Raw genomic sequence first — 24689 nt, 5'->3', positions numbered from 1 at the left:
CGCGCGCCGCGGCTCCCGGCAAATCGCGCCGCTGCTACGCTGCCGCGGCGTCAAAGCCACGCATCGACGCCGCCGTGCCCCGAACACGTGCCGCGTCGATGGCGGCTGAAACTGTACGCGCCGTCCCGGCAGCGGGCCGTTGCCCCTGCGGGGGGAGAGTTCGACTTAGAATGCGCGGGCGCGTGGATGGTGTCGCCGTCGCGATTGCGGTAGCTGCGGTGATTGTCGAGTTCGCTTGGGTCGGCATGACGGGATGTTGACGACGAATACGCATGCGCGCTGGGGGCGCCAAGCGGCAATGTCGCCGCGACGAGGCTGAGCGCGAGCACGTGCGGCGCGACGGCGCGCCACGCGCGAACGACGGGTGTTCGATCGGGCATGGTCTCTCTCGTTCGATGATGAGTCGAATTCTTTATTGGTTGTATCTAGGCTGGCGCGCCGCGCCGGCCGCAGCGGATCATAACCGGCCTGCTGAGCGGGCGCTCCGCCGTGCCGATTCCGGACGTTCGCCGTGGCGCGCAGACTGGTGCCGCCGAACAGTACACGGGCGCGGCGCACGTCAAAAATGGCTCTATTAAAAAAATTCGATTGGCTCTAATTGATCGGACCACTGGCTGCGTAAACTGCACCGCGCTGCACCGATGGGCAGCCGAACGCATAGGCGTGCCGGTATCGGCGCCCAAAGCATCCGTTTTTGGAGGAGACATGAAAGCAAATAGCGGCACGGGCCTCGGCACCGGCTTGAAGCAACGCCACGTGACGATGTTGTCGATCGCGGGGGTGATCGGCGCGGGGTTGTTCGTCGGCTCCGGTCATGCGATCGCGGAGGCCGGGCCCGCCGCGCTGATCGCGTATGCGATCGCGGGGTTGCTCGTCGTGCTCGTGATGCGCATGCTTGGCGAAATGGCGGTCGCGCAGCCGGACAGCGGCTCGTTCTCGACCTACGCAGACCGCGCGATCGGCCATTGGGCGGGCTTCACGATCGGCTGGCTCTACTGGTGGTTCTGGGTGCTGGTGATTCCGATCGAGGCGACGGCTGCCGCGACGATCCTCAATGCGTGGTTCCCCGGCATCGCGACATGGGTGTTCGCGCTCGGCATCACGTCGGTGCTCACGCTGACCAATCTGTTTTCGGTCAAGCACTACGGCGAATTCGAATTCTGGTTCGCGCTCATCAAGGTGGTGGCGATCGTCGTGTTCCTCGTGATCGGCGGCGCGGCGATCGTCGGTGTGCTGCCGGGCTCGAACGTGTCCGGCGCGGCGCGGCTCTTCAACGCGGGCGGCTTCATGCCGAACGGAATCGGCGCGGTGCTCGCCGCGATGCTGACGACGATGTTCTCGTTCCTCGGCACGGAGATCGTCACGATCGCCGCCGCCGAATCCGAGCACCCTGAGCGCCAAATTGTCCGTGCGACGAACTCGGTGATCTGGCGGATCTCGCTCTTTTATCTGGGCTCGATTTTCGTCGTCGCGGCGCTCGTGCCGTGGAACGACGCGCTGCTGCCCGCGCACGGCTCGTATCAGCGCGCGATGGAGCTGATCGGCGTGCCGCACGCGAAGGGAATCATCGACGTGATCGTGCTGGTGTCGGTGGCGAGCTGCCTGAATTCGGCGCTCTATACCGCGTCGCGGATGATCTTTTCGCTGTCCACGCGCGGCGACGCGCCCGCATCGCTGAGCCGCACCGATGCGACGGGCACGCCGCGCGCGGCCGTGCTCGCGTCGACCGCGTTCGGCTTTCTGACGGTGATTGCGAACTACGCGATGCCCGAGCAGGTGTTCAGCTTTTTGCTCGCGACGTCGGGCGCGATCGCGCTGCTCGTTTATCTGGTGATCGCGGTGTCGCAATTGCGGATGCGCGCGGTGCTCGATGCGAACGGCATTCGCCCGCCGCTGCGGATGTGGTGCTTTCCGTGGCTGACGTGGGCGGTGATCTTGTTCATCTGCGGTGTGCTCGTGACGATGCTGCTGCGCGAAGATCACCGGATGGAGGTGGCGGCAACCGCGGTGCTGGCGGTGATCGTGGTTGCCGCGTCGCGGCTCGGCCGGCGCGCGGGCGGCAGCGCCGCGCCGGCGCAGCGGGCACCGGCGCGCGTGCGCTGATCGACGCGAGGCGGCGCGCGCGTCAGGCCGACGGGCTGATTCGATACTGCGTGACTTGCCGGTATGTCGCGCCGGGCATCAGCACGACTTCGTCGCATCGGTTGCGCATGTTGATCTGATTCGGAAACGCTCCGGCCTCGAGGCACAGCGCCGCGTGCCGCATGCAGCGCGTGCCGTTTCGCACGCGCAGCCCTTCCAGATGATTGCCCGTATAGCATTGCAGCCCGCGCTGATCAGTCGAGACGCTCAGCTCCCGGCCGCTGCCCGGATCGTAGACACGGGCGACGCGCCGCAACCGGCGCGCGTCGCCGTCGCGCAGCACGTAGCAGTGATCGAAGCCGCCCGCGCGCGCGAGTTGCGCGTGCGGCCAGTCGAGCCGGGCGCCGAGCGGCGCGCCGTGCCGGAAGTCGAACGCCGTGCCGCTCACGTCGGCTTCTCGCAGCGGGATCAACGCGTCATCGACTTCGAGGAACGCGTCGGCGTCGATCGTCAGCATATGGCCGCGCACGTCGGCCGCAGGCTGGCCGGTCAGGTTGAAGTATGCGTGGTTGGTCAGATTGAGCGGCGTGGGCGCATCGGTGATGCCTTCGTATTCGATCGTCAGCGTATCGTCTTCGTCGAGCGAGTAGCGCACCTGCACGCTCACGTTGCCCGGAAAACCCGCGTCGCCTTCTGGAGAATCGAGCCGCAGCACCAGCGCGCCGTCTTCGTCGCGCGTGTTCCACAGCGCTCGGTGAAAGCCGCTCGCGCCGCCGTGCAGCAGGTTGTCGCGCTCGTTGCGATCGAGCGTGTAATCGATGCCGCCGAGCGTGAAGCGGGCGCCCGCGATCCGGTTCGCCCAACGGCCGATGGTCGCGCCCAGGTAGGCGGGCGACGCGAGGTATTCGGCGGGCGTGTCATGCGCGAGCACGACCTCGGCCAGGCGTCCCGCGCGGTCGGGCGCGAGCCACGATACGATCGCCGCGCCGAGATTGCTGATCGCGATTTTCGTGCCGCGCGCGTTGCGCAGCGTGAAGCGCTGCACCGGGTCGCCGTCCGGCAGCGTGCCCCACGGCTCGCATGAGAGGCGGGCGGTGTTGAGCGTCGGGCGGGGGGTGCCGGTGGCGGGATGCATGGGCGGTGTCGGCTCGTGGGCGGTCGGGGCGGCGGTCATCGGCGATATCGTCGGGCGAGAATGAGGGGCGGGTGTTGGCGAAAATGATTGGCTTCGGTTATTCGCGGCGTCGGTGGATGGGCGATTGACGTCGGGTTTGGGCGGTGGCCGTGGTATGGGCGGTTCGTGCAAATCGTTGGTAATGGTGGTTTACAACAGAGGTTCACAACGGCGATCCGCAACGGCGTTCACAACGGCAGTCCATAACAGCGGTCCGTAACGGCGGTTCTCATAACAGCGGTCCATAACGGCGGTTCACAACAGCAGCCCATAACAGCAGCCCATAACAGCGGTCCGTAACGGCGGTCCGTAACGGCGGTTCTCGCAACGGTGGTCCATAACGACGATCCACAACAGCCGTCCACAAGCGGTTCATGCGTGACGGTTCGCGCGTGACCGGCGCAGGCCGTCGGCGGCGCCGGTTCGCGGACCTGTGCCAGCCGGCAATCGGCATCGCCGATTGCCGGCAGTCCGTGCCGGCGGGCGCCCGCCCCCGCCCCGGTTCATCAACGGCTCGCCTGGCTGCTGCACCGCAAGGCATCCGAATGCGCACCAGTCATCCGTTCACCGGCGCGTTCACCGGCGCGACTCGCGCTTGGTATTCGCGCGGCGTGCAACCGAGTTCGCGCCGAAATACCGCGTACATATATTGCAGCGACGTGAAGCCGCAGCGGATCGCCACTTCGGCGCTCGATGCGTCGCGGCTGGCCAGCAGCGTTTTCGCCGCGTCGAGCTTGTGGCGCAGGATTTCCTGATGGACCGTGCATTGCAGCTCGCGGCGGAAGTGCTCTTCGAGCAGCGAGCGCGACACGCCGACGTAATCGGCGACTTGCTCGGTCTTGATGCCCTGACATGCGTACTGCCGGATGAAATGCCGCGCGCGCATCACATGCGGGCTCGCGAGCGGCTGATGGTGCGTGGATTCGAGCACGTTGATTCCGACCGGCGGCACGAGAATGCGCCGGCCGGGAAAGCGCGCGCCGCGCAGCATCTGGTGCAGCAGGTGCGCGGCTGTGTAGCCCATCTCCTCGGTGCCCTGGATGACCGACGACAGCGGAATGCGCGTGAGCGTGCGCGTCAGCGGATCGTTATCGATGCCGATGATCGCGACCTGCTCGGGCACGGGAATCCCCGCGATCAGGCACGCCTGCAGCAGATGCCGCGCGCGCGCATCGGTTACCGCGATCACGCCGACGGGCTTGGGCAGCCCGTGCAGCCAGTCGATCAACTGTTCGATCGCGTGATTCCATGCCGACGCGCTCGTCGGCAGCCCGCGATAGACGGGCGCATCGAGCCCGTCGGCGCGCGCGAGCTGCTCGAATGCCAGTTCGCGCTGCTGCGCCCAGCGGTTCTGCTGCGCGGCGGGCAGGCTGTACATCGCGAAGCGCTCGAGCCCCGCACCGATCAGGTGCGTATAGGCGAGCGACACGAGCTTCGGGTTGTCGGTGGCGATGTACGGCAACTCCGGCGGATAGTGCGCCGGGTTTTCGTATGACGAGCCGACCGCGACGACCGGCAGCGGCGAGCCGGCGAGCGCATCGGCGACGGCCGGATCGTCGAAATCGGCGATGATGCCGTCACCGCCGAAGCGCTCGATACCGGCGAGCCGGCAGCGGAAATCGTCTTCGAGGAACAGATCCCACGCGACGCGCGTCGAGCGCAGGTAGTGGCCGATGCCGCTGATGATCTCGCGATCGTAGACCTTGTTCGCGTTGAACAGCAGCGCGATGCGGTGCGGCGTCTGGGCGAAGGGGGCGCGGTTCATGTCGGTGACGGCCGCGGGCGGCGCCGGTGCCGGTGTCTCCTGGTTGGCGCGCCGTGCCGCGCGGTGGTTGGGTCGAGCGTATTTTAGGACGTGATTCGCTCGATCGCGTGCGCCGTGTGTGCGACTGGCAAGAAACGTTATGGGCGCTGCGCAATTTCGCAATTGCCGGCGCCTGCGCGACGCGAGCAGTATGGCGCCTGACCGGTCATGCCACCGGCATGCGCCGCCGCACCGCGCGGCAAGCGCGGGCCGCCGGGCGCGCGGCGGGCACGGCGTCAGCGCCGCGCCGCTGCGCCGCAACAAGACACTGGATGGAGACGCCATGCCGTATTTCGAACATATTCCCGCGATCCGTTACGAAGGCCCGCAGTCGGATAATCCGTTCGCGTATCGTCACTACGATCGCACGAAGCAGGTGCTTGGCAAGACGCTCGAAGCGCATTTGCGCATTGCGGTGTGCTATTGGCATACATTCGTCTGGCCAGGACATGACATGTTCGGTCACGGCGCATTCCAGCGGCCGTGGCAGCAGGCGGGCGAGCCGCTCGAGCGCGCGCGGCAGAAGGCCGACGCGGCGTTCGAATTCTTCACGAAGCTGGGCGCGCCGTTCTATACGTTTCACGATACCGACGTCGCGCCAGAAGGCGCGAGCCTGCACGAGTATGTCGAGAACTTCGCGCGGATGACCGATTATCTCGGCGAGCGCCAGCAGCAAAGCGGCGTGCGCCTGCTGTGGGGCACCGCGAATCTGTTCTCGCATCCGCGCTACGCGGCGGGCGCGGCGACGAACCCGAATCCCGACGTGTTCGCGTGGGCGGCCACGCAGGTGTGCCACGCGCTCGACGCGACGCGCCGGCTCGGCGGCGAAAACTACGTGCTGTGGGGCGGCCGCGAAGGCTACGAAACCCTGCTGAACACCGATCTCGTGCGCGAGCGCGAGCAGTTTGCGCGTTTTCTGTCGATGGTGGTCGAGCACAAGCATCGCACCGGCTTCACCGGTGCGCTGCTGATCGAGCCGAAGCCGCAGGAGCCGACCAAGCATCAGTACGACTACGACGTGGCGACCGTGCACGGCTTTCTCACGCAGTATGGGTTGCAGGACGAGATCCGCGTGAACATCGAAGCCAATCACGCGACGCTCGCCGGCCATTCGTTTCATCACGAGATCGCGAACGCGTTTGCGCTCGGCGTGTTCGGCAGCATCGACGCGAATCGTGGCGATCCGCAAAACGGCTGGGATACCGATCAGTTTCCGAACAGCGTCGAGGAACTGACGCTCGCGTTCTACGAAATCCTGCGCCACGGCGGCTTCACGACGGGCGGGATGAACTTCGATGCGAAGGTGCGGCGCCAGAGCGTCGATCTCGAAGATTTGTTCTACGGACATATCGGCGCGATCGACGTGCTCGCGCTCGCGCTCGAGCGCGCGGCGGTGCTCGTCGAGAACGACCGGCTCGGCGCATTGCGCCGCGCGCGCTACGCCGGATGGGATACCGAGTTCGGACGCAAGATCCTCGCGGGCGGCTACTCTCTGTCGTCGCTCGCGGCCGACGCGCTCGCGCGCGGCGTGAATCCACAGCATGCGAGCGGCGCGCAGGAGCGGTTCGAGAACATCGTGAACCAGGCAATTTACGCGCTGCGCTGACGCGGCGCGGGTTTGCACGCGGCGCGGCGGCGGGCGGTGCGCGATGAGGCCCGCCGGGCGTCGATGGCAGCTGATCGGCAGTGGATGGACCGCCAATAGAGAGCCAATAAAGAGAGGAGTGGAGACATGAAATCCGTCACGCGTCGTACCGCATTGAAAGCGCTGCTCTGGAGCGCGGCGCTCGGCAGCCTGCCGCTTGCCGCGCCGCTCGCGCACGCGAGCAAGGACAAGCCGGAGATCGGCTTTTGCATCGATGATCTGCGCGTCGAGCGCTGGTCGCGCGACCGGGACTATTTCGTTGCCGCCGCGACGAAGCTCGGCGCGAAGGTGTCCGTGCAGTCGGCGGACGCAAGCGAGGAGCGCCAGATCGCGCAGATCGAGAATCTGATCGCGCGCGGCGTCGATGTGATCGTGATCGTCCCGTTCAACTCGAAGACGCTCGGCAATGTAGTCGCCGATGCGAAGAAGGCGGGCATCAAGATCGTGTCATACGACCGGCTGATCCTCGATGCCGACGTCGACGCGTATATCTCGTTCGACAATGAGAAGGTCGGCGAACTTCAGGCGCGGGGCGTCTACGACGTGAAGCCGAAGGGCAACTACTTCCTGCTCGGCGGCGCGCCGACCGACAACAACGCGAAGATGCTGCGCGAAGGTCAGATGAAGGTGCTCAAGCCGGCGATCGAGCGCGGCGACATCAAGGTCGTCGGCCAGCAGTGGGTGCCGGAGTGGAGTGCTTCGACGGCGCTGCGCATCGTCGAGGATGCGTTGACCGCGAACAACAACCGGATCGACGCGATCGTCGCGTCCAACGACGGCACCGCGGGCGGCGCGATCCAGGCGCTTGCCGCGCAGCATCTCGCGGGCAAGGTGCCGGTGTCGGGGCAGGATGCGGATCTCGCCGCGGTCAAGCGCGTGATCACGGGCACGCAGACGATGACGGTCTACAAGCCGCTGAAGTTGATCGCCGGCGAGGCCGCGAAGCTCGCGGTGGATCTCGCGAAGGGCGCGAAGCCTGCGTACAACGCGCAATACGACAACGGGAAAAAGAAGGTGGACACGGTGCTGTTGCAGCCGACGCTGCTGACCAAGCGCAATGTCGATCTGGTCGTCAAGGATGGCTTCTACACGCAGGCGCAATTGGCGAGTCAGTGACGGATGGCGGGCGCGGGCCGGCGCAAGCGGCGGGCCGGCCAATGCCGATGAGCCGGTCGACGCCGGCGCGGACCATCGCAAGAACCGGTCGACGCCGGCGCGGGCTGCCGCAGGTAGTGGCCCACGGGCCGCCATGAGCCGCTACCGGCAACGCGCCGCGTATGGCCGACGGCCGGCGCGCATCCGGCGCAATTCGACGCTGACCGCCGCTCGGGCAGCCAAGCACTGGAGCAGCAACGCGACAACCGGCAGCGCGCGGCCGGCCGCCGGCATGATGCGGCGCGCCGCGCGCGTGCAGCGAGACACGAGCCTATGACCGAACCATTGCTGACGATGCGCGGCATCGTCAAGGACTTCTCCGGCGTGAAAGCGCTCGACGGCATCGATCTGAGCGTGTATCCGGGCGAGTGCGTCGGGCTGTGCGGCGAGAACGGCGCCGGCAAGTCGACGCTGATGAAGGTGCTCTCGGGGGTGTATCCGCACGGCACCTGGAGCGGCGAAATCCGCTGGGAAGGCGCGCCGCTCGTCGCCTCCGGCGTGCGCGACACCGAGCGTGCGGGCATCGTGATCATTCACCAGGAGCTGATGCTGGTGCCCGAGCTGTCGGTTGCGGAGAACATCTTTCTCGGCAACGAGATCACGCTGCCGGGCGGCCGGATGCATTACGCGGCGATGTATGCGCGCGCGGACGAATTGCTGCGCGAGTTGCGCATCGACGGGATCAACGTCGCGCAGCCGGTGTTGCACTACGGCGGCGGCCATCAACAGTTGATCGAGATCGCGAAGGCGCTGAACAAGCGCGCGATGCTTCTGATTCTCGACGAGCCGTCGTCGTCGCTCACCGGCGCGGAAACGCGCATCCTGCTCGATATCGTGCGCGGCCTGAAGCGGCGCGGCGTCGCGTGCGTGTATATCTCGCACAAGCTCGACGAGGTGCGGGCGGTGTGCGACACCGTCACCGTGATCCGCGACGGCCGCCACGTCGCGACCGAGCCGATGCGCGCACTGACGACGCAGCAGATCATCGCGATGATGGTTGGCCGCGAGATCCGCAATCTGTTTGCGCGCGAGCCGCACGAGATCGGCGACGTCGTGCTCGACGTGCGCAACGTAACCTGCTTGGACGTGACGAACCCGCGCCGCAAGCGCGTCGACGACGTGTCGTTCCAGGTGCGGCGCGGCGAGATTCTCGGCGTCGCGGGGCTGGTCGGCGCGGGGCGCACCGAGCTGATGCAGGCGGTGTTCGGCGCGTATCCGGGCGCGAGCACGGCGAGCGTGCGGATGAACGGCCGCGCGTTGGCGATCCGCTCGCCCGAGGATGCGATCCGCGCGGGCATCGCGATGGTGCCTGAGGACCGCAAGCGGCACGGGATCGTGCCGCAGCTTGGCGTCGGCCACAACATCACGCTGTCGGTGCTGCAGCGCTTCGCCAAGCGCGGGCGCATCGACGCGGCCGCCGAACTCGACGTGATCCGCACCGAGATGCAGCGGCTGTCGGTGCGCGCCGCGCATCCGTTGCTGCCGATCGCGAGCCTGTCGGGCGGCAATCAGCAAAAGGCGGTGCTCACGAAGATGCTGTTGACCGATCCGCAGGTGCTGATTCTCGACGAGCCGACGCGTGGCGTCGACGTCGGCGCGAAGTACGAGATCTACAAGCTCGTGTTCGCGCTGGCGCAGCGCGGCGTCGCGATCGTCGTCGTGTCGTCGGAGCTGCCCGAAGTGCTCGGGCTGGCCGATCGCGTGCTCGTGATGGGCGAAGGCGAGCTGCGCGGCGATTTCGTCAACGATGGCCTCACGCAGGAACATCTCCTCGGCGCCGCGCTGCAGCGCGCGCGGCCCGCCCCGAACTCCACCGCAGCGAGCGCAGCATGACACCCGACATCACTTCCCGGCCGGCCGGCCACTCTCGCGCGGATGGCCGCCTGGCCGGCGCGCAGCGCTTCAGGCAATGGTTCGCGCGCTACAAGATCGTCGCGCTGCTGTTCGCCGTCGCGGCGATCTGGCTGTTCTTCTCGGTGCTGACGCAGGGTGCGTTCATCACGCCGCGCAACGTGTCGAACCTGTTGCGGCAGATGTCGATCACCGGGATGCTCGCGTGCGGGATGGTGTTCGTCATCATCGCCGGCGAGATCGATCTGTCGGTCGGCTCGCTGCTCGGCCTGCTGGGCGGCGTCGCGGCGATCCTCGATGCGAACCGGCACTGGCCGGTCGCCGCGACCGTGCCGGCGGTGCTCGCGCTCGGCGTGCTGATCGGCCTTTTCAACGGCTGGTGGTCGACGTATCGGCGCGTGCCGTCGTTCATCGTCGGGCTGGGCGGCATGCTCGCGTTTCGCGGCTGCCTGCTCGGCGTGACGGGCGGCTCGACGATCGCGCCGGTGTCGGAGCCGTTCGTGTTCATCGGGCAGGGTTATCTGCCGCGTGCCGCGGGCGACGCGCTCGCCGTGCTGCTGTTCGCGCTTGCCGTATCGCTCGTGGTCCGGCAGCGCGGCAACCAGCGGCGCTATCATCTCGCGCTCGCGCCGCTCTGGCAGGATGCCGCGAAGGTGGCCGGCGCGGGGGTGGTGCTGTTCGCGTTCGTCGCGATGCTGGACCGCTACGGCGGCATTCCCGTGCCCGTGCTGCTGCTGCTCGCGCTGCTCGGCGCATTCTCGTGGATCGCGACGCAGACCGTATTCGGCCGGCGTATCTATGCGGTCGGCTCGAATCTGGAGGCGACGCGGCTGTCGGGCGTCAACACGGATCGCGTGAAGCTCGCGATCTTCGCGCTGATGGGGCTGATGTGCGGATTCGCCGGTCTCGTCAATACCGCGCGGCTCGCGGCCGGCTCGCCTTCGGCGGGCACGATGGGCGAGCTCGACGCGATCGCCGCGTGCTTCATCGGCGGCACGTCGATGCGCGGCGGCTCGGGCACCGTCCACGGCGCGCTGATTGGCGCGCTCGTGATGGCCAGCCTCGACAACGGAATGTCGATGCTCGATGTCGATGCGTACTGGCAAATGATCGTGAAAGGCGGCGTGCTCGTGCTCGCGGTGTGGATCGACGTGGTGTCGGGGTCGAACCGGCGGTGACGCGCGGGGCATGGGCGCGGCGGTTCGGCGCAGCGGTGCCGTCGGGGCGTGGCGCGGTTGTCGGATTGGCGGCGCCGGGCGTGACGGGGCGGCGGTTGAATCGGCGATGCGGGCGGTGACGCCGGCTTTGGCCGCAACGGCTGACAGGGCGGCGTCAGCGGCGATCGGCGCGGCGGTTGGATGCGCGGCGCCGGTGATGGCGGGAGCGGTTGTCGAATGGGCGATATCGGCGGTGGCCGCAACTGGCTAACGGCGGTATTAATGGCGATCGGCGCGGCGGTTGGATAGGCGGCACCGGTGATGATGGGAACGGCTCACGCATTCGCAATTCAGCTAACGATCGCCCGGCCCGCGTACTCACCCGTGTCCGCGCCTACGCGCCCTACGCGAACCGCCCGGAACGTGCGCGCTGTGGCCAGGCCCCCCCGCCGTGGGGCTGGCCGTAACTAGCGCGGCTCGCGTCGCGCAGCGCATCGATCATCAGGCTCACGGCGGGCGACGGCAGCCGGTCGGCGCGGGTGATCAGGCCGAAGTCGTCCATCTGGCAGTCCATCGCGAGCGGCAGGATCTCGATCATTCCGTGCGCGGCGTAGTAGCGCGCGACATCGTCGGTGAGCACCGCGATCATGTCGCTTTGCTCGAGCACGCGCGTGATGAAAAGGAGCGCCGCCGTCTCCACCAGGTTCGATGGCGGCGCGAGACTCGCGCGCTGGAACATCAGCTCGAACCGGTGCCGCAGCACGCTGCCCACGGGCGGCACGAGCCATGTCGCGCGCTGCGCATCGGCAAGCGGGATCGGCGCGCCGCCCGCGAGCGGATGGCCGGGCCGCACCGCCGCGCACACCGGCTCGCTCGCGAGCGGTTCGTAGCGCAACTGCACCTTGTCGTGCTCGGCGGACAGCCGGGCGATCACGATATCGAGCTTGTCCTGTCCGAGCCGCTCCAGCAGCGCGTTGCTCGCGTCGATCTCCACGGCGACGCGCAGGTTCGCGTGTGTGTGCTTGACCGCCGCGACCGCCGCGGGCAGCACGCGCACGCCGGGCGACGTGATCGCGCCCACCGCCACATGGCCGAGGCGCCCCGCCTTGAGCGCGCTCAATTCTTCCTGCGCCTGATCCAGGCTGCCGAGCACCGCGCGCGCGTGGCGGATCAGCGCGTCGCCATACAGCGTGGGCCGCATGCCGCGCGGCAGCCGCTCGAACAGCACCGCGCCTAGCGTGTCCTCCAGCTCGCGCAGCAGCTTCGACGCGGCGGGCTGCGTGATGTTGAGCGCCGCCGCCGCGCGATGGATGTTGCCTTCCTCGGCAAGCGCGACGACGAGCAGCAATTGCCGCGTTTTCAGACGGGTGCGCACATACCAGGGGCTCGTATCCAACATGATTCGATGCGCGCCGAACGCGCAGGCTAAGTGTTTATACCAATGCCGATAGCGATATCGATTGCGTCCAATTTTTCATTGGAAGGTTATCAGACTTGTCCTTAGACTGGGCCGAATATTGAGATGAATCAGGCGAGACGATGTCGGAGACAAAACCCAAGCTGCGCTCCCAACAGTGGTTCGGCACCACGGACAAAAATGGCTTCATGTACCGGAGCTGGATGAAGAATCAAGGCATTCCCGATCACGAGTTCGACGGCCGGCCGGTTATCGGCATCTGCAACACGTGGTCCGAGCTGACGCCGTGCAACGCGCACTTTCGCAAGCTCGCCGAGCACGTGAAGCGCGGCATTTACGAGGCGGGCGGTTTTCCGGTCGAATTTCCGGTGTTCTCGAACGGCGAGTCGAACCTGCGGCCGTCGGCGATGCTCACGCGCAACCTCGCGTCGATGGATGTCGAGGAGGCGATCCGCGGCAATCCGATCGACGCCGTCGTGCTGCTGTGCGGCTGCGACAAGACCACGCCCGCGCTGCTGATGGGCGCGGCGAGTTGCGACGTACCGGCGATCGTCGTCTCCGGCGGCCCGATGCTGAACGGCAAGCTCGACGGCAAGGACATCGGCTCGGGCACGGCCGTGTGGCAACTGCACGAAGCGCTGAAGGCGGGCGAGATCGATCTGCACCGTTTTTTGTCGGCCGAGGCGGGCATGTCGCGCTCGGCCGGCACCTGCAACACGATGGGCACCGCGTCGACGATGGCCTGCATGGCCGAGGCGCTCGGCGTCACGCTGCCGCACAATGCGGCGATTCCGGCCGTCGATTCGCGCCGCTACGTGCTCGCGCACATGTCGGGCATCCGCATCGTGCAGATGGCGCTCGAGGATCTGAAGCTGTCGAAGGTTCTGACGCGCGACGCGTTCGAGAACGCGATCCGTGTCAATGCGGCGATCGGCGGCTCGACCAACGCGGTGATCCACCTGAAGGCGATCGCCGGGCGCATCGGCGTGCCGCTCGCGCTCGAAGATTGGGTGCGCATCGGCCGCAATACGCCGACGCTCGTCGATCTGATGCCGTCGGGCCGTTTCCTGATGGAGGAGTTCTATTACGCTGGCGGGCTGCCCGCGGTGCTGCGCCGCCTCGGCGAAGGCGGGCTGCTTGCGCATCCGGATGCGCTCACCGTGAACGGCAAGACGCTGTGGGACAACGTGCGCGATGCGCCGATCCACAACGACGAGGTGATCCGCCCGCTCGAACGGCCGCTGGTGCGCGACGGCGGCATCTGCATCCTGCGCGGCAATCTCGCGCCGCGCGGCGCGGTGCTCAAGCCGTCGGCGGCCACGCCCGCGCTGCTCAAGCATCGCGGCCGCGCCGTGGTGTTCGAGAACTTCGATCACTACAAGGCGACGATCGCCGACGAATCGCTCGACGTCGACGCGAACTCCGTGCTCGTGATGAAGAACTGTGGGCCGCGCGGCTATCCGGGGATGGCCGAGGTCGGCAACATGGGCCTGCCGCCGAAGCTGCTGCGTCAGGGCGTGAAGGACATGGTGCGGATCTCGGATGCGCGGATGAGCGGCACCGCATACGGCACGGTGGTACTGCACGTCGCGCCGGAGGCCGCGGCGGGCGGCCCGCTCGCCGCGGTGCGCAACGGCGACTGGATCGAACTCGATTGCGAGGCCGGCAGGCTGCATCTCGATGTCAGCGAAGACGAACTGCGCCGGCGTCTGGCCGAGGCCGTCCCGCAGGCCGTGGCGCAGCACAACGGCGTGGGCGACGGCGGCTATGCGCGTCTTTATGTCGACCACGTGTTGCAGGCCGACGAAGGCTGCGATCTCGATTTCCTCGTCGGCATGCGCGGCGCCGCCGTGCCGCGTCACTCGCATTGAAGCGCGCGGCAAGCGCGCCAGCACGGAGAAACATCATGATGCAACCGAGCGGAGATTTACTGATCGCGGGCGTCGCGCGGCGCGGCGAAGGCGAGCTGTTCCACGCGCTCGATGCAGCGACGGGCCAGCCGATCGCGCAGCCGGCCTTTCATGGCGCGCAGCCGCGCGACGTCGACGACGCGTGCCAGCTCGCCGACGCGGCGTTCGATCCGTACCGCGCGCAGCCCGCCGAGACGCGTGCGCGCTTTCTCGAAGACTGCGCCGCGCGCATCGAAGCGCTCGGCGGCGCGCTGATCGAGCGCGCGATGGCCGAGACCGGCTTGCCGCGCGCGCGTCTTGAAGGCGAGCGCGCACGCACCGCGAATCAATTGCGGATGTTCGCCGCGCTCGTGCGCAGCGGCAATGCGCTCGACCCGCGAATCGAACCCGCGCTGCCCGAGCGCCAGCCGCCGCGCGCCGATCTGCGCTTTTGGCGGATCGGCGTCGGGCCGGTGGCCGTGTTCGGCGCAAGCAATTTTCCGCTCGCGTTCTCGGTGGCGGGCGGCGATACGGCGTCCGCGCTGGCGGCGGGCTGCCCGGTGATCGTCAAGGCGCATCCGGCGCATCCCGGCACCTCCGAGCTGGTCGGACGCGCGATTCAGCAGGCGGCCGCGGCCGCTGGCCTGCCGCCCGGCGTGTTCGCGCTGCTGCACGACGCCGGCCACGACGTGGGGCGCGCGCTCGTCCGGCATCCGGCGATTCGCGCGGTCGGCTTTACCGGCTCGCGCTCGGGCGGCCTCGCGCTGGTCGAGCTTGCGGCGGCGCGCGCCGAACCGATTCCCGTCTACGCCGAGATGAGCAGCGTGAATCCGAATCTGCTGCTGCCCGGCGCGCTTGCCGCGCGCGCCGAGACGCTCGCGCGCGAGTTCGTCACATCGGCGACGCTCGGCTGCGGGCAATTCTGCACGAATCCTGGTTTGATGCTCGGCATCGCGAGCGACGGGTTCGAGCGGTTCGCCCGTGCCGCCGCGCAGGCAATCGGCGAAGTGCCGGCCGGCGTGATGCTGAGCCCCGGTATCCTGCGCGCGTATGAGCGCGGCGTCGAGCGCCTCGCGCGGCATCCGGCCGTGACGACGCTCGCGCGCGGCGGCGCGTCGCCGGGGCGCGCGCAGGCGGTGCTGATGCGCGTCGGCGCGCGCGATTTGCTTGCCGATCGCACGCTCGGTGACGAGGTGTTCGGGCCGAGCAGCCTGCTCGTCGAATGCGTCAGCGCCGACGAGCTGCACGCGGCGCTGCGCGGGCTGGAGGGGCAGCTGACGATCACGCTGCATCTGGACGAAAGCGACACCGAACTTGCGCGCGTGTTGTTGCCGCTTGCCGAGCGCAAGGCCGGCCGGGTGCTCGCGAACGGATTTCCGACCGGCGTCGAGGTGTGCGACGCGATGGTCCACGGCGGCCCTTATCCGGCGACGTCCGATGGGCGCAGCACGTCGGTCGGCACGGCTGCGATCGAGCGCTTTTTGCGCCCGGTGTGTTACCAGGATCTGCCGGACGTGCTGCTGCCGCCGGCATTGCGCGAAGCGAATCCGCTAGGCTTGCACCGCCGTCGCGGCGGCAGGCCGGAATCGGGAGAATGACCGGATGCCGAGCGCGCCGCGGGCATCGGGCGATCGGGCAGACGCGGGCGCAGGCGGCGGACGGACAGGAAACCGTCAAAAGCGCAGTTACAAGAGCAGATGAAAAAGCGGGCGAGTCGGCAGGCGGCGCAGCCCAAGGAGACGACATGACGAAAATGCAGCGTCGGACGCGATGCCGGCGTCTTCCCTGTTCCGGTGCGTTCCGCGCGGCCGGAGTATCCGATGCATCCCGTGCGTGGATTGCCGTTTCGCGGCCGTCTGCGCACCGTGACCGATTCGACGGCGATCTCGCATCCGGCGCGCGAGCCGCGGCCGGCCGGCTGACCGGCCGCCCTGCGGCGCGGCGCCCGCAAACCCAAGCGCAATCACCAGCGCTCGTCACGGGAGCCGCGCGATGACGGCAAGCCGCTCCCCCCGCTACCGCGGCGTGTTTCCCGTCGTGCCGACCACGTTTACCGAGACCGGCGCACTGGATCTCGTCAGCCAAAAGCGCGCCGTCGATTTCATGATCGACGCCGGCTCCGACGGCCTGTGCATTCTCGCGAATTTTTCCGAGCAGTTCTCGCTTGCCGACGACGAGCGCGACGTGCTCACGCGTACCGTGCTCGAATACGTCGCGGGCCGCGTGCCCGTGATCGTCACGACGTCCCACTATAGCTCGCGGGTCTGTGCGCAGCGCAGCCGTCGCGCGCAGACGCTCGGCGCGGCCATGGTGATGGTGATGCCGCCTTATCACGGCGCGACGTTTCGCGTGCCCGACGCGCAGATTCACACGTTCTACGCGCATGTGTCCGACGCGATCGACATCCCGATCATGATTCAGGACGCGCCCGCCGCTGGCACCGCGCTGTCCGCGCCGCTGCTTGCGCGGATGGCTTGCGAGATCGAGCACGTCGCGTATTTCAAGATCGAGACGCCCGGCGCGGCGAACAAGCTGCGCGAGCTGATCCGGCTGGGCGGCGAAGCCGTCGAGGGGCCGTGGGACGGCGAAGAGGGCATCACGCTGCTTGCCGATCTGAACGCCGGCGCGACCGGTGCGATGACGGGCGGCGGCTTTCCGGACGGAATCCGCCAGATCGTCGACGCGCACCGCGACGGCCGCGCCGACGATGCGTTCACGCTCTATCAATACTGGTTGCCGCTCATCAATCACGAGAATCGCCAAGCGGGCCTGCTGGCGGCGAAGGCGTTGATGAAGGAGGGCGGCGTGATCGCGTGCGAGCTGCCGCGTCATCCGATGCCGACGCTGTCGCCGCACACGCGCGCCGAGCTGATCGCGATCGCGCGGCGGCTTGACCCGCTCGTATTGCGCTGGGCGCAATGAATGCCGAAAGGGTCCATGCGATGAATGCGAACGAACGTCCGGCCGGAGTCGGCGCCGCAAGCCCACGCGATAGCCACGACGCCTCGCCGCCGCGTTGCAAGATCGCGATCGTCGGCGTCGGCAAGATCGCGCGCGATCAGCATCTGCCCGCGATCGCCGGCAACGCCGGCTTTACGCTTGTCGCCGCCGCGAGCCGCCATGCGCGCATCGACGGCGTGCGTCACTACCCCGACCTCGACGCGTTGCTCGCCGCCGAGCCGGAGCTGGATGCCGTATCGCTGTGCACGCCGCCGCAGGTGCGTTACGCGCAGGCGCGCGCGGCGCTGCTCGCCGGCAAGCATGTGATGCTGGAAAAGCCGCCGGGCGCGGGGCTGAGCGAGGTTGAAGCGCTGCGCGAGCTGGCGCGCGCGCAAGGCCGCACGCTTTTTGCGACTTGGCATTCGCGCTTCGCGAGCGCCGTCGAGCCGGCGCGCGAATGGTTGTCGCAACGCGCGATCCGCGCGGTGCGCGTGCGCTGGAAGGAAGATGTGCGGCGCTGGCACCCGGGCCAGCAATGGATCTGGGAGCCGGGCGGGCTCGGCGTGTTCGATCCTGGCATTAATGCGTTGTCGATCGTCACGCGCATTTTGCCGCGCGAACTCGTGCTGCGCGCAGCCACGCTGCTCGTGCCCGCCGATTGCTCGACGCCGATCGCCGCGCAGCTCGACTGCGTCGACACCGACGGCGTACCTGTGCATGCCGAATTCGATTGGCGCCACGGTCCCGTCGAACAGTGGGAAATCGACGTGGACACCGGCGATGCACGGCTGTCGATCAGCGAAGGCGGCCAGTGTCTTTCGATCGCCGGCCGGCCGGTGGAACTCGGGCCGCAGCGCGAGTATCCGGCGCTCTACGAACATTTCCGGCAATTGATCGCGGGGCGCGGCGAAGATGTCGACGTGCGGCCGCTGCGCATCGTCGCCGATGCGTTTTTGCTTGGCGTGCGCGTCGAAACCGACGCGTTCGGCCGCTGATGCGAGCCGGCGCGCGAGCGCGGGTGCCTGCGCCGCTCGCGCACCGGCAATGAATTCGATATTTCAACCACAAACCTTGGAGACACACGATGATCAGCAAATTTCGCCGGCTCACGCTTCGCGCCGCTCTCGCCGCCGCGTGCGTGGTGCCGCTCGGCATGCAGGTGGCGGCGAGGGCGGATGCGCCCGTCAAGATTGGCTTTCTGGTGAAGATGCCGGAGCAGGCGTGGTTCATCAACGAGCAGAAGGCGGCGACCGCGCTCGGCAAGCAGGCCAGCTTCTCGGTCGTGAATATCGGCACGCCCGACGGCGAGAAGGTGCTCGCCGCCATCGACAATCTCGGCGCGCAAGGCGCGCAGGGCTTCGTGATCTGCGCGCCCGACGTGCGGCTCGGGCCGGCGATCGCCGCGCGCGCGAAGCGCTACAACATGAAGTTCGTCACGGTCGACGACCAGTTGGTCGATTCGGCCGGCAAGCCGCTCGCGGGCGTGCCGCATCTCGGGATGTCGGCATTCAAGATCGGCAACCAGGTGGGCGACGCGATCTCGGACGAGATGAAAAAGCGCGGCTGGAAGCCGGAGGAGGTCGGCGCGCTGCGCATCACCGATTACGAGCTGCCCACGGCGAAGCTGCGCACCGACGGCGCGACGCAGGCACTGCTCGCGCGCGGCTTCAAGAAGGAAAACATCTTCGACGCGCCGCAAAAGACCACGGACGACGAAGGCGGCTTCAATGCGGCGTCGCCCGTGCTCGCGCAGCATCCGAACATCAAGCAGTGGGTGATCTTCGCGCTCAACGAGGAGACCGTGCTCGGCGCCGTGCGTGCGACCGAGCAACTGCATATTCCGGCGGCGAGCGTGATCGGTGTGGGGATCAACGGCGCGGGCGAGGCGTTCGCCGAATTCCAGAAAAAGGAGCCGACAGGCTTTTTCGGCACGATTGCGGTCAGCTCGACGAACCACGGCAAGGCGAGCGCGCAGAACCTGGTGGACTGGATTCGCACCGGCAAGCAGCCGCCCGCCGACACGCAAACCACCGGCAAGCTGATGACGCGCGAGAACTGGAAGGCGGTGCGGACCGAACTTGGCATCTGAGCGGCGGCTTGCCGGCGCCGCGCAGGCGGGTGAGCGCGGGCGCGGCGCGGTGGCGGATTGGCGTGGGCGCATGGAGCGGCGCGGCGATGGCAGCGTGCGGCGATGAAGCGGCACTGCAATGAAGCGGCGCGGCGATGGATCGATGTAGGTGCATGAGGCGGCGCAGCGACGCAAGCATACGGCGATGAAACAGCGTAGCAATGAAACAGCGTGGGCGATGAAACGAAAAACGCGATGACTGAAACGACGACCAGCGCGGCGCGCGCCGCGTATCTCGAACTCGACGGCATCACCGTCAGCTTTCCGGGCGTGCGCGCGCTCGACCGGGTTTCGCTCGACGTGCGCGCGGGCGAAGTGCACGGCCTGATGGGCGAGAACGGCGCGGGCAAATCGACGCTGCTCAAGGTGCTCTCCGGCGTGAATCAGCCGAGGGAAGGCACGCTGCGCGTGGCGGGCGTCGAGCGGCGCTTTGCGAGCACGCGCGCAGCGCTCGACGCGGGCATCGCGATCATCTATCAGGAATTGCATCTCGTGCCCGAGTTGACCGTCGCCGAAAACCTGATGCTCGGGCAGTTGCCGAGCCGCTTCGGCGTGCTCGACGAGAAAGCGCTGGTCGCGCGCGCGCTCGGCGAGCTGGAGCGCCTCGGCGAGCGTATCGATCCGCGCACGCCGGTCAAGGCGCTGTCGATCGGCCAGCGCCAGATGATCGAGATCGGCAAGGCGCTGATGCGCGATGCGCGCGTGATCGCGTTCGACGAGCCCACCAGTTCGCTGTCCGCGCGCGAAACCGAGCGCCTGTTCCGGATCATCGGCACGCTGCGCGACGAAGGCCGCGCGATTATCTACGTCACGCACCGGATGGACGAAGTCGACGCGCTGTGCGACCGCGTGACGGTGTTCCGCGACGGACGGCGTATCGACACGTTCGACTCGATCGCGACGCTCGACCGCCGCCGGCTGATCAGCGCGATGGTGGGCCGCTCGATCCATGACGTGTACGGCTATCGCCCGCGCGCGGCCGGCGACGTGTTGATCGAAGCCAAGGGGCTGCTCGGCCCGGGGCTGGCCGAGCCGGTGTCGTTCGCCGCACGGCGCGGCGAGATCGTCGGTTTTTTCGGGCTGGTGGGCGCGGGGCGCTCCGAGCTGATGAAGCTGCTGTACGGCGCGACGCGCGCGAGCGCGGGCCACATCGAGTTGAACGGCAAGCGCGTCACGTTCGCGAGCCCGCGCGACGCGGTGCGCGCCGGCGTCGCGCTGTGCCCGGAGGACCGCAAGCAGGAGGGGATTGTCGCGATCGCGTCGGTTGCCGACAACCTGAACATCAGCGTGCGGCGCCATTTCAGCCCCGCGCGCGTGCTGCTCGACACGCGCCGCGAGCGCGCGCTCGCGCGCGACTACATCGCGAAGCTCGCGATCAAGACGCGCGACGGCGATACGCCGATCGGCACGCTGTCGGGCGGCAACCAGCAGAAAGTGATTCTGTCGCGCTGGCTCGCCGAGCGCATCGACGTGTTCCTGATGGACGAGCCCACGCGCGGCATCGACGTGGGCGCGCGCGCCGAGATCTACAACCTGCTGTATGAACTCGCGCAAGCGGGGCGCGCGGTGGTGATGGTGTCGAGCGATCTTGCCGAAGTGATCGGCGTGTCCGATCGCATCGTCGTGATGCGCGAGGGGCGCATTGCCGGCTGCGTGCCGAAAGCGCAGGCGAGCCCCGACGAACTGATCCGGCTCGCGTTGCCGCAATGACGCACGCCGTGGCCGCTGCGCCGCGCCGCGCGGCCGGACCGAACCCTGAATGAATGGATGAACCTGAAATGAGCCAAGCGATGCAACCTCAGCGCACCTCCTCTGTTACCGAAACCGCCGCGCCGCGTGTGCGTGTGTGGGACGCGATCAACCGGTCGGGCATCGTCGTGGTGTTCGTCGTGCTGTTCGCGGTGCTCTGCGCCGTGGTGCCCGATTTCCTCACCGTGCGCAACATCCAGGGATTGCTGCTGTCGGTCACGCTGATCGGCTCGATCGCCGTCACGATGATGTTCGTGCTCGCGCTCGGCGAGGTCGATTTGTCTGTCGCGTCGATCGTCGCGTTCTCCGGCGTCGTCGCCTCCACGGTCATCACGCAGTCGCACAGCGTGCTGCTCGGCGTGGCCGCGGGCGTGCTCGCGGGTGGCGCGGTGGGCTTCGTGAACGGCGTGCTGATCGCGCGCTTCGAGATCAATTCGCTGATCGCGACGCTCGCGATGATGGAAGCCGTGCGCGGCCTCGCGTTTCTGACGTCGAACGGCGACGCCGTGATGATTTCCGAGGAACGCTTCTTCGAGCTCGGCGGCGGCTCGTTCCTCGGCATCTCGTATCCGATTTGGAGCAATATCGTCGGCTTTGCCGTGTTCGGCTTCCTGCTGAAGAAGACCGTGTTCGGCAAGAACGTGCTGGCGGTCGGCGGCAATAGCGAGGCCGCGCGGCTCGCGGGGCTGCCGGTCACGCGGATCAAGATTGCCGTGTTCGTGTTGCAGGGGCTCGTGACGGGCTTCTCCGGCGTGATGCTCGCGTCGCGCATGAGCTTGGGCGATCCGAAGACGTCGGTCGGGCTCGAACTCGGCGTGATTTCCGCGTGCGTGCTGGGCGGCGTGTCGCTCACGGGCGGCGTCGCGACCATCTCGGGCGTGCTGGTGGGGGTGCTCATCATGGGGGCGGTGCAGGACGCGATGAGCTTGATGAACGTGCCGACGTTCTATCAGTACCTGATTCGCGGCGGCATTCTGCTGCTCGCCGTGCTGTTCGACCGGTTTCGCCGCAGCCGGCGGGCGGTCTGATCCGCGCGGCGCGAAACCCAGGCGGCGTGTGCAAGAACAGGCCGCGCCGGGGTGCGGGCGGCGCGGCCCTGCTGGATAACGACTACATAGGAGACAGATCATGAAATCCATCAAGCAGCTCGTGTTCGGCGCGCTGGTCGGTTCGGCGCTGGCGGTGAGTGCCGCGGCATCGGCGCAGGACAAGCCGATCACCGTTGGGTTTTCGCAGGTGGGCGTCGAGAGCGCGTGGCGCACGGCCAATACGGTGTCGGTGAAAAACGCGGCGAAGGACGCCGGCATCACGCTCAAATTCTCCGACGCGCAGCAAAAGCAGGAGAACCAGATCCGCGCGATCCGCTCGTTCATCGCGCAGAAGGTCGACGTGATCGCGTTTTCGCCCGTTGTCGAATCCGGCTGGGAGCCGGTGCTGACCGAGGCGAAGGCGGCGCGCATTCCGGTGATTCTGACCGACCGCGCGATCGACGTGAAAGACAAATCGCTGTACGTGACGATGATCGGCTCCGATTTCCTCGAGGAAGGGCGGCGGGCGGGCCGCTGGCTCGAGGAGCGCTACAAGGCCGACGCGGGGCCTGTCAATATCGTCGAGTTGCAAGGCACCGTCGGCTCGGCGCCCGCCAACGATCGTCACGCGGGCCTGATGGAAGTGATCCGCAACGATCCGAAGTTCAAGATCGTCGCGTCGCAAAGCGGCGATTTCACGCTCGCGGGCGGCAAGCAGGTGATGGAAGCATTCGCGAAGAGCTACGGCAAGCAGATCAACGTCGTCTACGCGCACAACGACGACATGGCGCTCGGTGCGATTCAGGCGATGGAGGAGGCGGGCATCAAGCCGGGCAAGGACGTGAGCGTCGTGTCGTTCGATGCGACGAAGGCCGGCTTCCAGGCGATGGTCGCCGGCAAGATCAACGTCGATGTCGAGTGCAGCCCGCTGCTCGGCCCGCAATTGATGAGCGCGGTGAAGGACGTGGTCGCGGGCAAGCCGTTGCCCAAGCGCATCGTGACGAACGAGACGGTGTTCCCGATGAACGTGGCCGCGCAAGTGCTGCCGACCCGCAAGTATTGAAGCCGAAACGGCGGCGTCGCGCGCGCGCCGGGCGCCGGCGCGCTTGCCTGGCCAGGACGGCCGGCTTCTTCACCCTCGAGGTTTGCTCCGACATGACGCATGCTCCTGTGCTCGAGATGACCGGCATCGACAAAACCTTCCCCGGCGTGAGCGCGCTGCGGCGCGTGAGCTTGCGCCTCGCGCCGGGTGAGATTCATGCGTTGATGGGGCAGAACGGCGCTGGCAAGTCGACGCTCATCAACGTGCTGACGGGCGTATGCGCGCACGATGCCGGCGAGATTCGCCTCGACGGCCGACCGGTGCGCTTCGCCACGCCGCGCGAGGCCGAGGCGGCGGGTATCCAGACGATCTACCAGGAAGTGAATCTGTGCCCGAATTTGTCTGTCGCGGAGAACATCTTCGCCGGCCGGCAGCCGACCAGGCGCGGCGCGATCGATTGGCGCACGATTCACGCGCGCGCACGCGAGGCGCTCGCGAATCTGAAGCTGTCGATCGACGTCACGCGCTCGCTCGACGCCTATCCGATCGCCGTCCAGCAGATGGTGGCGATCGCGCGGGCGGTGTCGGTCGACGCGCGCGTGCTGATCCTCGACGAGCCGACATCGAGCCTCGACGACGGCGAGGTCGCGCGGCTCTTCGACGTGCTGCGCCGGTTGAAGCAGGCGGGGCTCGCGATTCTGTTCGTCACGCATTTTCTCGAACAGACCTACGCCATCTCCGATCGCATTACGGTGCTGCGCAACGGCGAGCGCGAGGGCGACTATCCGGCCAGCGAGCTGAGCGTCGAGCAGCTCGTCGCGAAAATGACGGGCCGCGAGCCGGCGGGCGCGCGGCTCGACGGCGGCGTGCCCGCCGCCGCACGCGGCGGCGATTCGGCCGAGCCGTTCTTGTCGATGCGCGGCGTGGCGCGGCGCGGCATGCTGCCTCCCGTCGATCTCGACGTGCGCGCGGGCCGGATTCTCGGGCTCGCCGGGCTGCTCGGCTCCGGGCGCACCGAGACCGCGCGGCTCGCATTCGCCGCCGAGCGCGCCGACGCGGGCGCGATACACATCGACGGCCGGCCCGTGAAACTGGCGTCGCCGCGCGACGCGGTGCGGCACGGCATCGCGTATTGCCCGGAGGATCGCAAGAAAGAGGGGATCGTCGCCACGCTGTCGATTCGCGAGAACATCATTCTCGCGCTGCAGGCGCGGCGCGGCTGGTGGCGCATGATCGGCCGCGCGCGCCAGCGCCAGATCGCCGACGAGTGGATTGCGCGGCTCGGCATCAGCGCACGCGACGCCGAGCAGCCGGTCGGCCTGCTGTCGGGCGGTAACCAGCAGAAGGTGCTGCTCGCGCGCTGGCTGGTCATCGAGCCGAAGCTGCTGATTCTCGACGAACCGACGCGCGGCATCGATATCGCCGCGAAGTTCGACATCATGGAGCGCGTGCTGGCGCTGTGCGCCAAGGGGCTTGCGATCCTCTTCATTTCGTCCGAAATCGCCGAGGTGGTGCGCGTGAGCCATCGGATCGCCGTGCTGCGCGACCGGCGCAAGGTTGCCGAGCTGTCGGGCGGCGCGATCGCGGAGGACCGCGTGTATCGGCTCATTGCAGGAGACGACGCATGA

18 protein-coding genes are annotated in these 24689 nt (G+C 67.8%); 14 read left to right on the top strand and 4 right to left on the bottom strand.

Going from position 1 to position 24689, the window contains the following annotated elements:
* Positions 1-50 precede the first annotated feature (50 nt).
* A complete protein-coding gene (locus tag WS68_RS15740) occupies positions 51-380 on the bottom strand; it encodes a DUF3761 domain-containing protein (protein ID WP_059571692.1) in 330 nt (109 codons plus the stop codon).
* Positions 381-705: 325 nt separating this feature from the next.
* Here WS68_RS15740 and gabP point away from each other — a divergent pair, with 325 nt between their 5' ends.
* On the top strand, positions 706-2103 hold the full coding sequence (gene gabP / locus WS68_RS15735; RefSeq protein WP_059571691.1) for a GABA permease: 1398 nt from the start codon (positions 706-708) through the stop codon (positions 2101-2103).
* A 22-nt stretch (positions 2104-2125) separates the two neighbouring features.
* Here gabP and WS68_RS15730 read toward each other — a convergent pair whose 3' ends face one another.
* Both WS68_RS15730 and WS68_RS15725 read right to left on the bottom strand, forming a co-directional pair.
* Complete coding sequence (locus WS68_RS15730) at positions 2126-3217, bottom strand: aldose epimerase family protein (RefSeq protein ID WP_059571719.1); 1092 nt, start codon at positions 3215-3217, stop codon at positions 2126-2128.
* Between the two features lie 595 nt (positions 3218-3812).
* A complete protein-coding gene (locus WS68_RS15725) occupies positions 3813-5021 on the bottom strand; it encodes a XylR family transcriptional regulator (protein ID WP_059571690.1) in 1209 nt (402 codons plus the stop codon).
* A gap of 322 nt (positions 5022-5343) precedes the next feature.
* Between WS68_RS15725 and xylA the strand changes: the two genes are divergently transcribed.
* From xylA to WS68_RS15705, 4 genes are all read left to right on the top strand, one after another.
* Positions 5344-6666, top strand: a complete 1323-nt coding sequence (xylA, locus tag WS68_RS15720) for a xylose isomerase (RefSeq protein WP_059571718.1) — start codon at positions 5344-5346, stop codon at positions 6664-6666.
* Positions 6667-6792: 126 nt separating this feature from the next.
* Positions 6793-7821 (top strand): D-xylose ABC transporter substrate-binding protein, encoded by a 1029-nt coding sequence (gene xylF / locus WS68_RS15715; RefSeq protein WP_059571689.1) that lies wholly within the window; start codon positions 6793-6795, stop codon positions 7819-7821.
* A 312-nt stretch (positions 7822-8133) separates the two neighbouring features.
* Complete coding sequence (gene xylG / locus WS68_RS15710) at positions 8134-9693, top strand: D-xylose ABC transporter ATP-binding protein (protein WP_059571688.1); 1560 nt, start codon at positions 8134-8136, stop codon at positions 9691-9693.
* Positions 9690-10889: a sugar ABC transporter permease gene (locus WS68_RS15705; RefSeq protein ID WP_059571687.1), complete on the top strand. Its 1200-nt coding sequence runs from the start codon at positions 9690-9692 to the stop codon at positions 10887-10889. Before xylG ends, WS68_RS15705 begins: the two co-directional genes overlap by 4 nt.
* 382 nt (positions 10890-11271) lie before the next feature.
* On the opposite strand, the gene WS68_RS15695 is transcribed toward WS68_RS15705, so the two are convergent.
* Positions 11272-12267: a LysR substrate-binding domain-containing protein gene (locus WS68_RS15695; protein ID WP_059571685.1), complete on the bottom strand. Its 996-nt coding sequence runs from the start codon at positions 12265-12267 to the stop codon at positions 11272-11274.
* 140 nt (positions 12268-12407) lie between these two features.
* On the opposite strand from WS68_RS15695, the gene WS68_RS15690 reads away from it, so the two are divergent.
* The 9 genes from WS68_RS15690 to WS68_RS15650 all read left to right on the top strand — a co-directional run bounded on the left by WS68_RS15690 (position 12408) and on the right by WS68_RS15650 (position 24689).
* On the top strand, positions 12408-14156 hold the full coding sequence (locus tag WS68_RS15690) for an IlvD/Edd family dehydratase (RefSeq protein WP_059571684.1): 1749 nt from the start codon (positions 12408-12410) through the stop codon (positions 14154-14156).
* A 38-nt stretch (positions 14157-14194) separates the two neighbouring features.
* A complete protein-coding gene (locus WS68_RS15685; protein WP_059571683.1) occupies positions 14195-15772 on the top strand; it encodes an aldehyde dehydrogenase (NADP(+)) in 1578 nt (525 codons plus the stop codon).
* Positions 15773-16166: 394 nt separating this feature from the next.
* Positions 16167-17096 (top strand): dihydrodipicolinate synthase family protein, encoded by a 930-nt coding sequence (locus WS68_RS15680; protein ID WP_059571682.1) that lies wholly within the window; start codon positions 16167-16169, stop codon positions 17094-17096.
* Between the two features lie 20 nt (positions 17097-17116).
* The gene (locus tag WS68_RS15675) at positions 17117-18109 is read left to right on the top strand and encodes a Gfo/Idh/MocA family protein (protein ID WP_082710083.1); all 993 of its coding nucleotides are present in this window, start codon (positions 17117-17119) and stop codon (positions 18107-18109) included.
* A gap of 89 nt (positions 18110-18198) precedes the next feature.
* Positions 18199-19203 (top strand): arabinose ABC transporter substrate-binding protein, encoded by a 1005-nt coding sequence (locus WS68_RS15670; protein ID WP_059571681.1) that lies wholly within the window; start codon positions 18199-18201, stop codon positions 19201-19203.
* Positions 19204-19437: 234 nt separating this feature from the next.
* The gene (araG, locus tag WS68_RS15665) at positions 19438-20952 is read left to right on the top strand and encodes an L-arabinose ABC transporter ATP-binding protein AraG (protein WP_059571716.1); all 1515 of its coding nucleotides are present in this window, start codon (positions 19438-19440) and stop codon (positions 20950-20952) included.
* A gap of 68 nt (positions 20953-21020) precedes the next feature.
* Positions 21021-22019: an L-arabinose ABC transporter permease AraH gene (gene araH / locus WS68_RS15660; protein WP_059571680.1), complete on the top strand. Its 999-nt coding sequence runs from the start codon at positions 21021-21023 to the stop codon at positions 22017-22019.
* A 100-nt stretch (positions 22020-22119) separates the two neighbouring features.
* Positions 22120-23082, top strand: a complete 963-nt coding sequence (locus tag WS68_RS15655) for an ABC transporter substrate-binding protein (RefSeq protein WP_059571679.1) — start codon at positions 22120-22122, stop codon at positions 23080-23082.
* A gap of 92 nt (positions 23083-23174) precedes the next feature.
* Positions 23175-24689: a sugar ABC transporter ATP-binding protein gene (locus WS68_RS15650; RefSeq protein ID WP_059571678.1), complete on the top strand. Its 1515-nt coding sequence runs from the start codon at positions 23175-23177 to the stop codon at positions 24687-24689.

This window comes from Burkholderia sp. TSV86 (assembly GCF_001522865.1).
Lineage (GTDB): Bacteria > Pseudomonadota > Gammaproteobacteria > Burkholderiales > Burkholderiaceae > Burkholderia.
This window is presented reverse-complemented; position numbering and strand designations above follow the sequence as displayed.

What these genes read in the sequence shown, in the direction of transcription:
- WS68_RS15695 (WP_059571685.1), bottom strand. Translation starts at nt 12,267, where the DNA reads ATGTTGGATACGAGCCCCTGGTATGTGCGCACCCGTCTGAAAACGCGG.
- gabP (WP_059571691.1), top strand. Translation starts at nt 706, where the DNA reads ATGAAAGCAAATAGCGGCACGGGCCTCGGCACCGGCTTGAAGCAACGC.
- araG (WP_059571716.1), top strand. Translation starts at nt 19,438, where the DNA reads ATGACTGAAACGACGACCAGCGCGGCGCGCGCCGCGTATCTCGAACTC.
- WS68_RS15675 (WP_082710083.1), top strand. Translation starts at nt 17,117, where the DNA reads ATGAATGCGAACGAACGTCCGGCCGGAGTCGGCGCCGCAAGCCCACGC.
- WS68_RS15690 (WP_059571684.1), top strand. Translation starts at nt 12,408, where the DNA reads ATGTCGGAGACAAAACCCAAGCTGCGCTCCCAACAGTGGTTCGGCACC.
- WS68_RS15650 (WP_059571678.1), top strand. Translation starts at nt 23,175, where the DNA reads ATGACGCATGCTCCTGTGCTCGAGATGACCGGCATCGACAAAACCTTC.
- xylG (WP_059571688.1), top strand. Translation starts at nt 8,134, where the DNA reads ATGACCGAACCATTGCTGACGATGCGCGGCATCGTCAAGGACTTCTCC.
- WS68_RS15655 (WP_059571679.1), top strand. Translation starts at nt 22,120, where the DNA reads ATGAAATCCATCAAGCAGCTCGTGTTCGGCGCGCTGGTCGGTTCGGCG.
- xylF (WP_059571689.1), top strand. Translation starts at nt 6,793, where the DNA reads ATGAAATCCGTCACGCGTCGTACCGCATTGAAAGCGCTGCTCTGGAGC.
- WS68_RS15680 (WP_059571682.1), top strand. Translation starts at nt 16,167, where the DNA reads ATGACGGCAAGCCGCTCCCCCCGCTACCGCGGCGTGTTTCCCGTCGTG.
- WS68_RS15740 (WP_059571692.1), bottom strand. Translation starts at nt 380, where the DNA reads ATGCCCGATCGAACACCCGTCGTTCGCGCGTGGCGCGCCGTCGCGCCG.
- WS68_RS15730 (WP_059571719.1), bottom strand. Translation starts at nt 3,217, where the DNA reads ATGCATCCCGCCACCGGCACCCCCCGCCCGACGCTCAACACCGCCCGC.
- araH (WP_059571680.1), top strand. Translation starts at nt 21,021, where the DNA reads ATGAGCCAAGCGATGCAACCTCAGCGCACCTCCTCTGTTACCGAAACC.
- WS68_RS15670 (WP_059571681.1), top strand. Translation starts at nt 18,199, where the DNA reads ATGATCAGCAAATTTCGCCGGCTCACGCTTCGCGCCGCTCTCGCCGCC.
- WS68_RS15685 (WP_059571683.1), top strand. Translation starts at nt 14,195, where the DNA reads ATGCAACCGAGCGGAGATTTACTGATCGCGGGCGTCGCGCGGCGCGGC.
- xylA (WP_059571718.1), top strand. Translation starts at nt 5,344, where the DNA reads ATGCCGTATTTCGAACATATTCCCGCGATCCGTTACGAAGGCCCGCAG.
- WS68_RS15705 (WP_059571687.1), top strand. Translation starts at nt 9,690, where the DNA reads ATGACACCCGACATCACTTCCCGGCCGGCCGGCCACTCTCGCGCGGAT.
- WS68_RS15725 (WP_059571690.1), bottom strand. Translation starts at nt 5,021, where the DNA reads ATGAACCGCGCCCCCTTCGCCCAGACGCCGCACCGCATCGCGCTGCTG.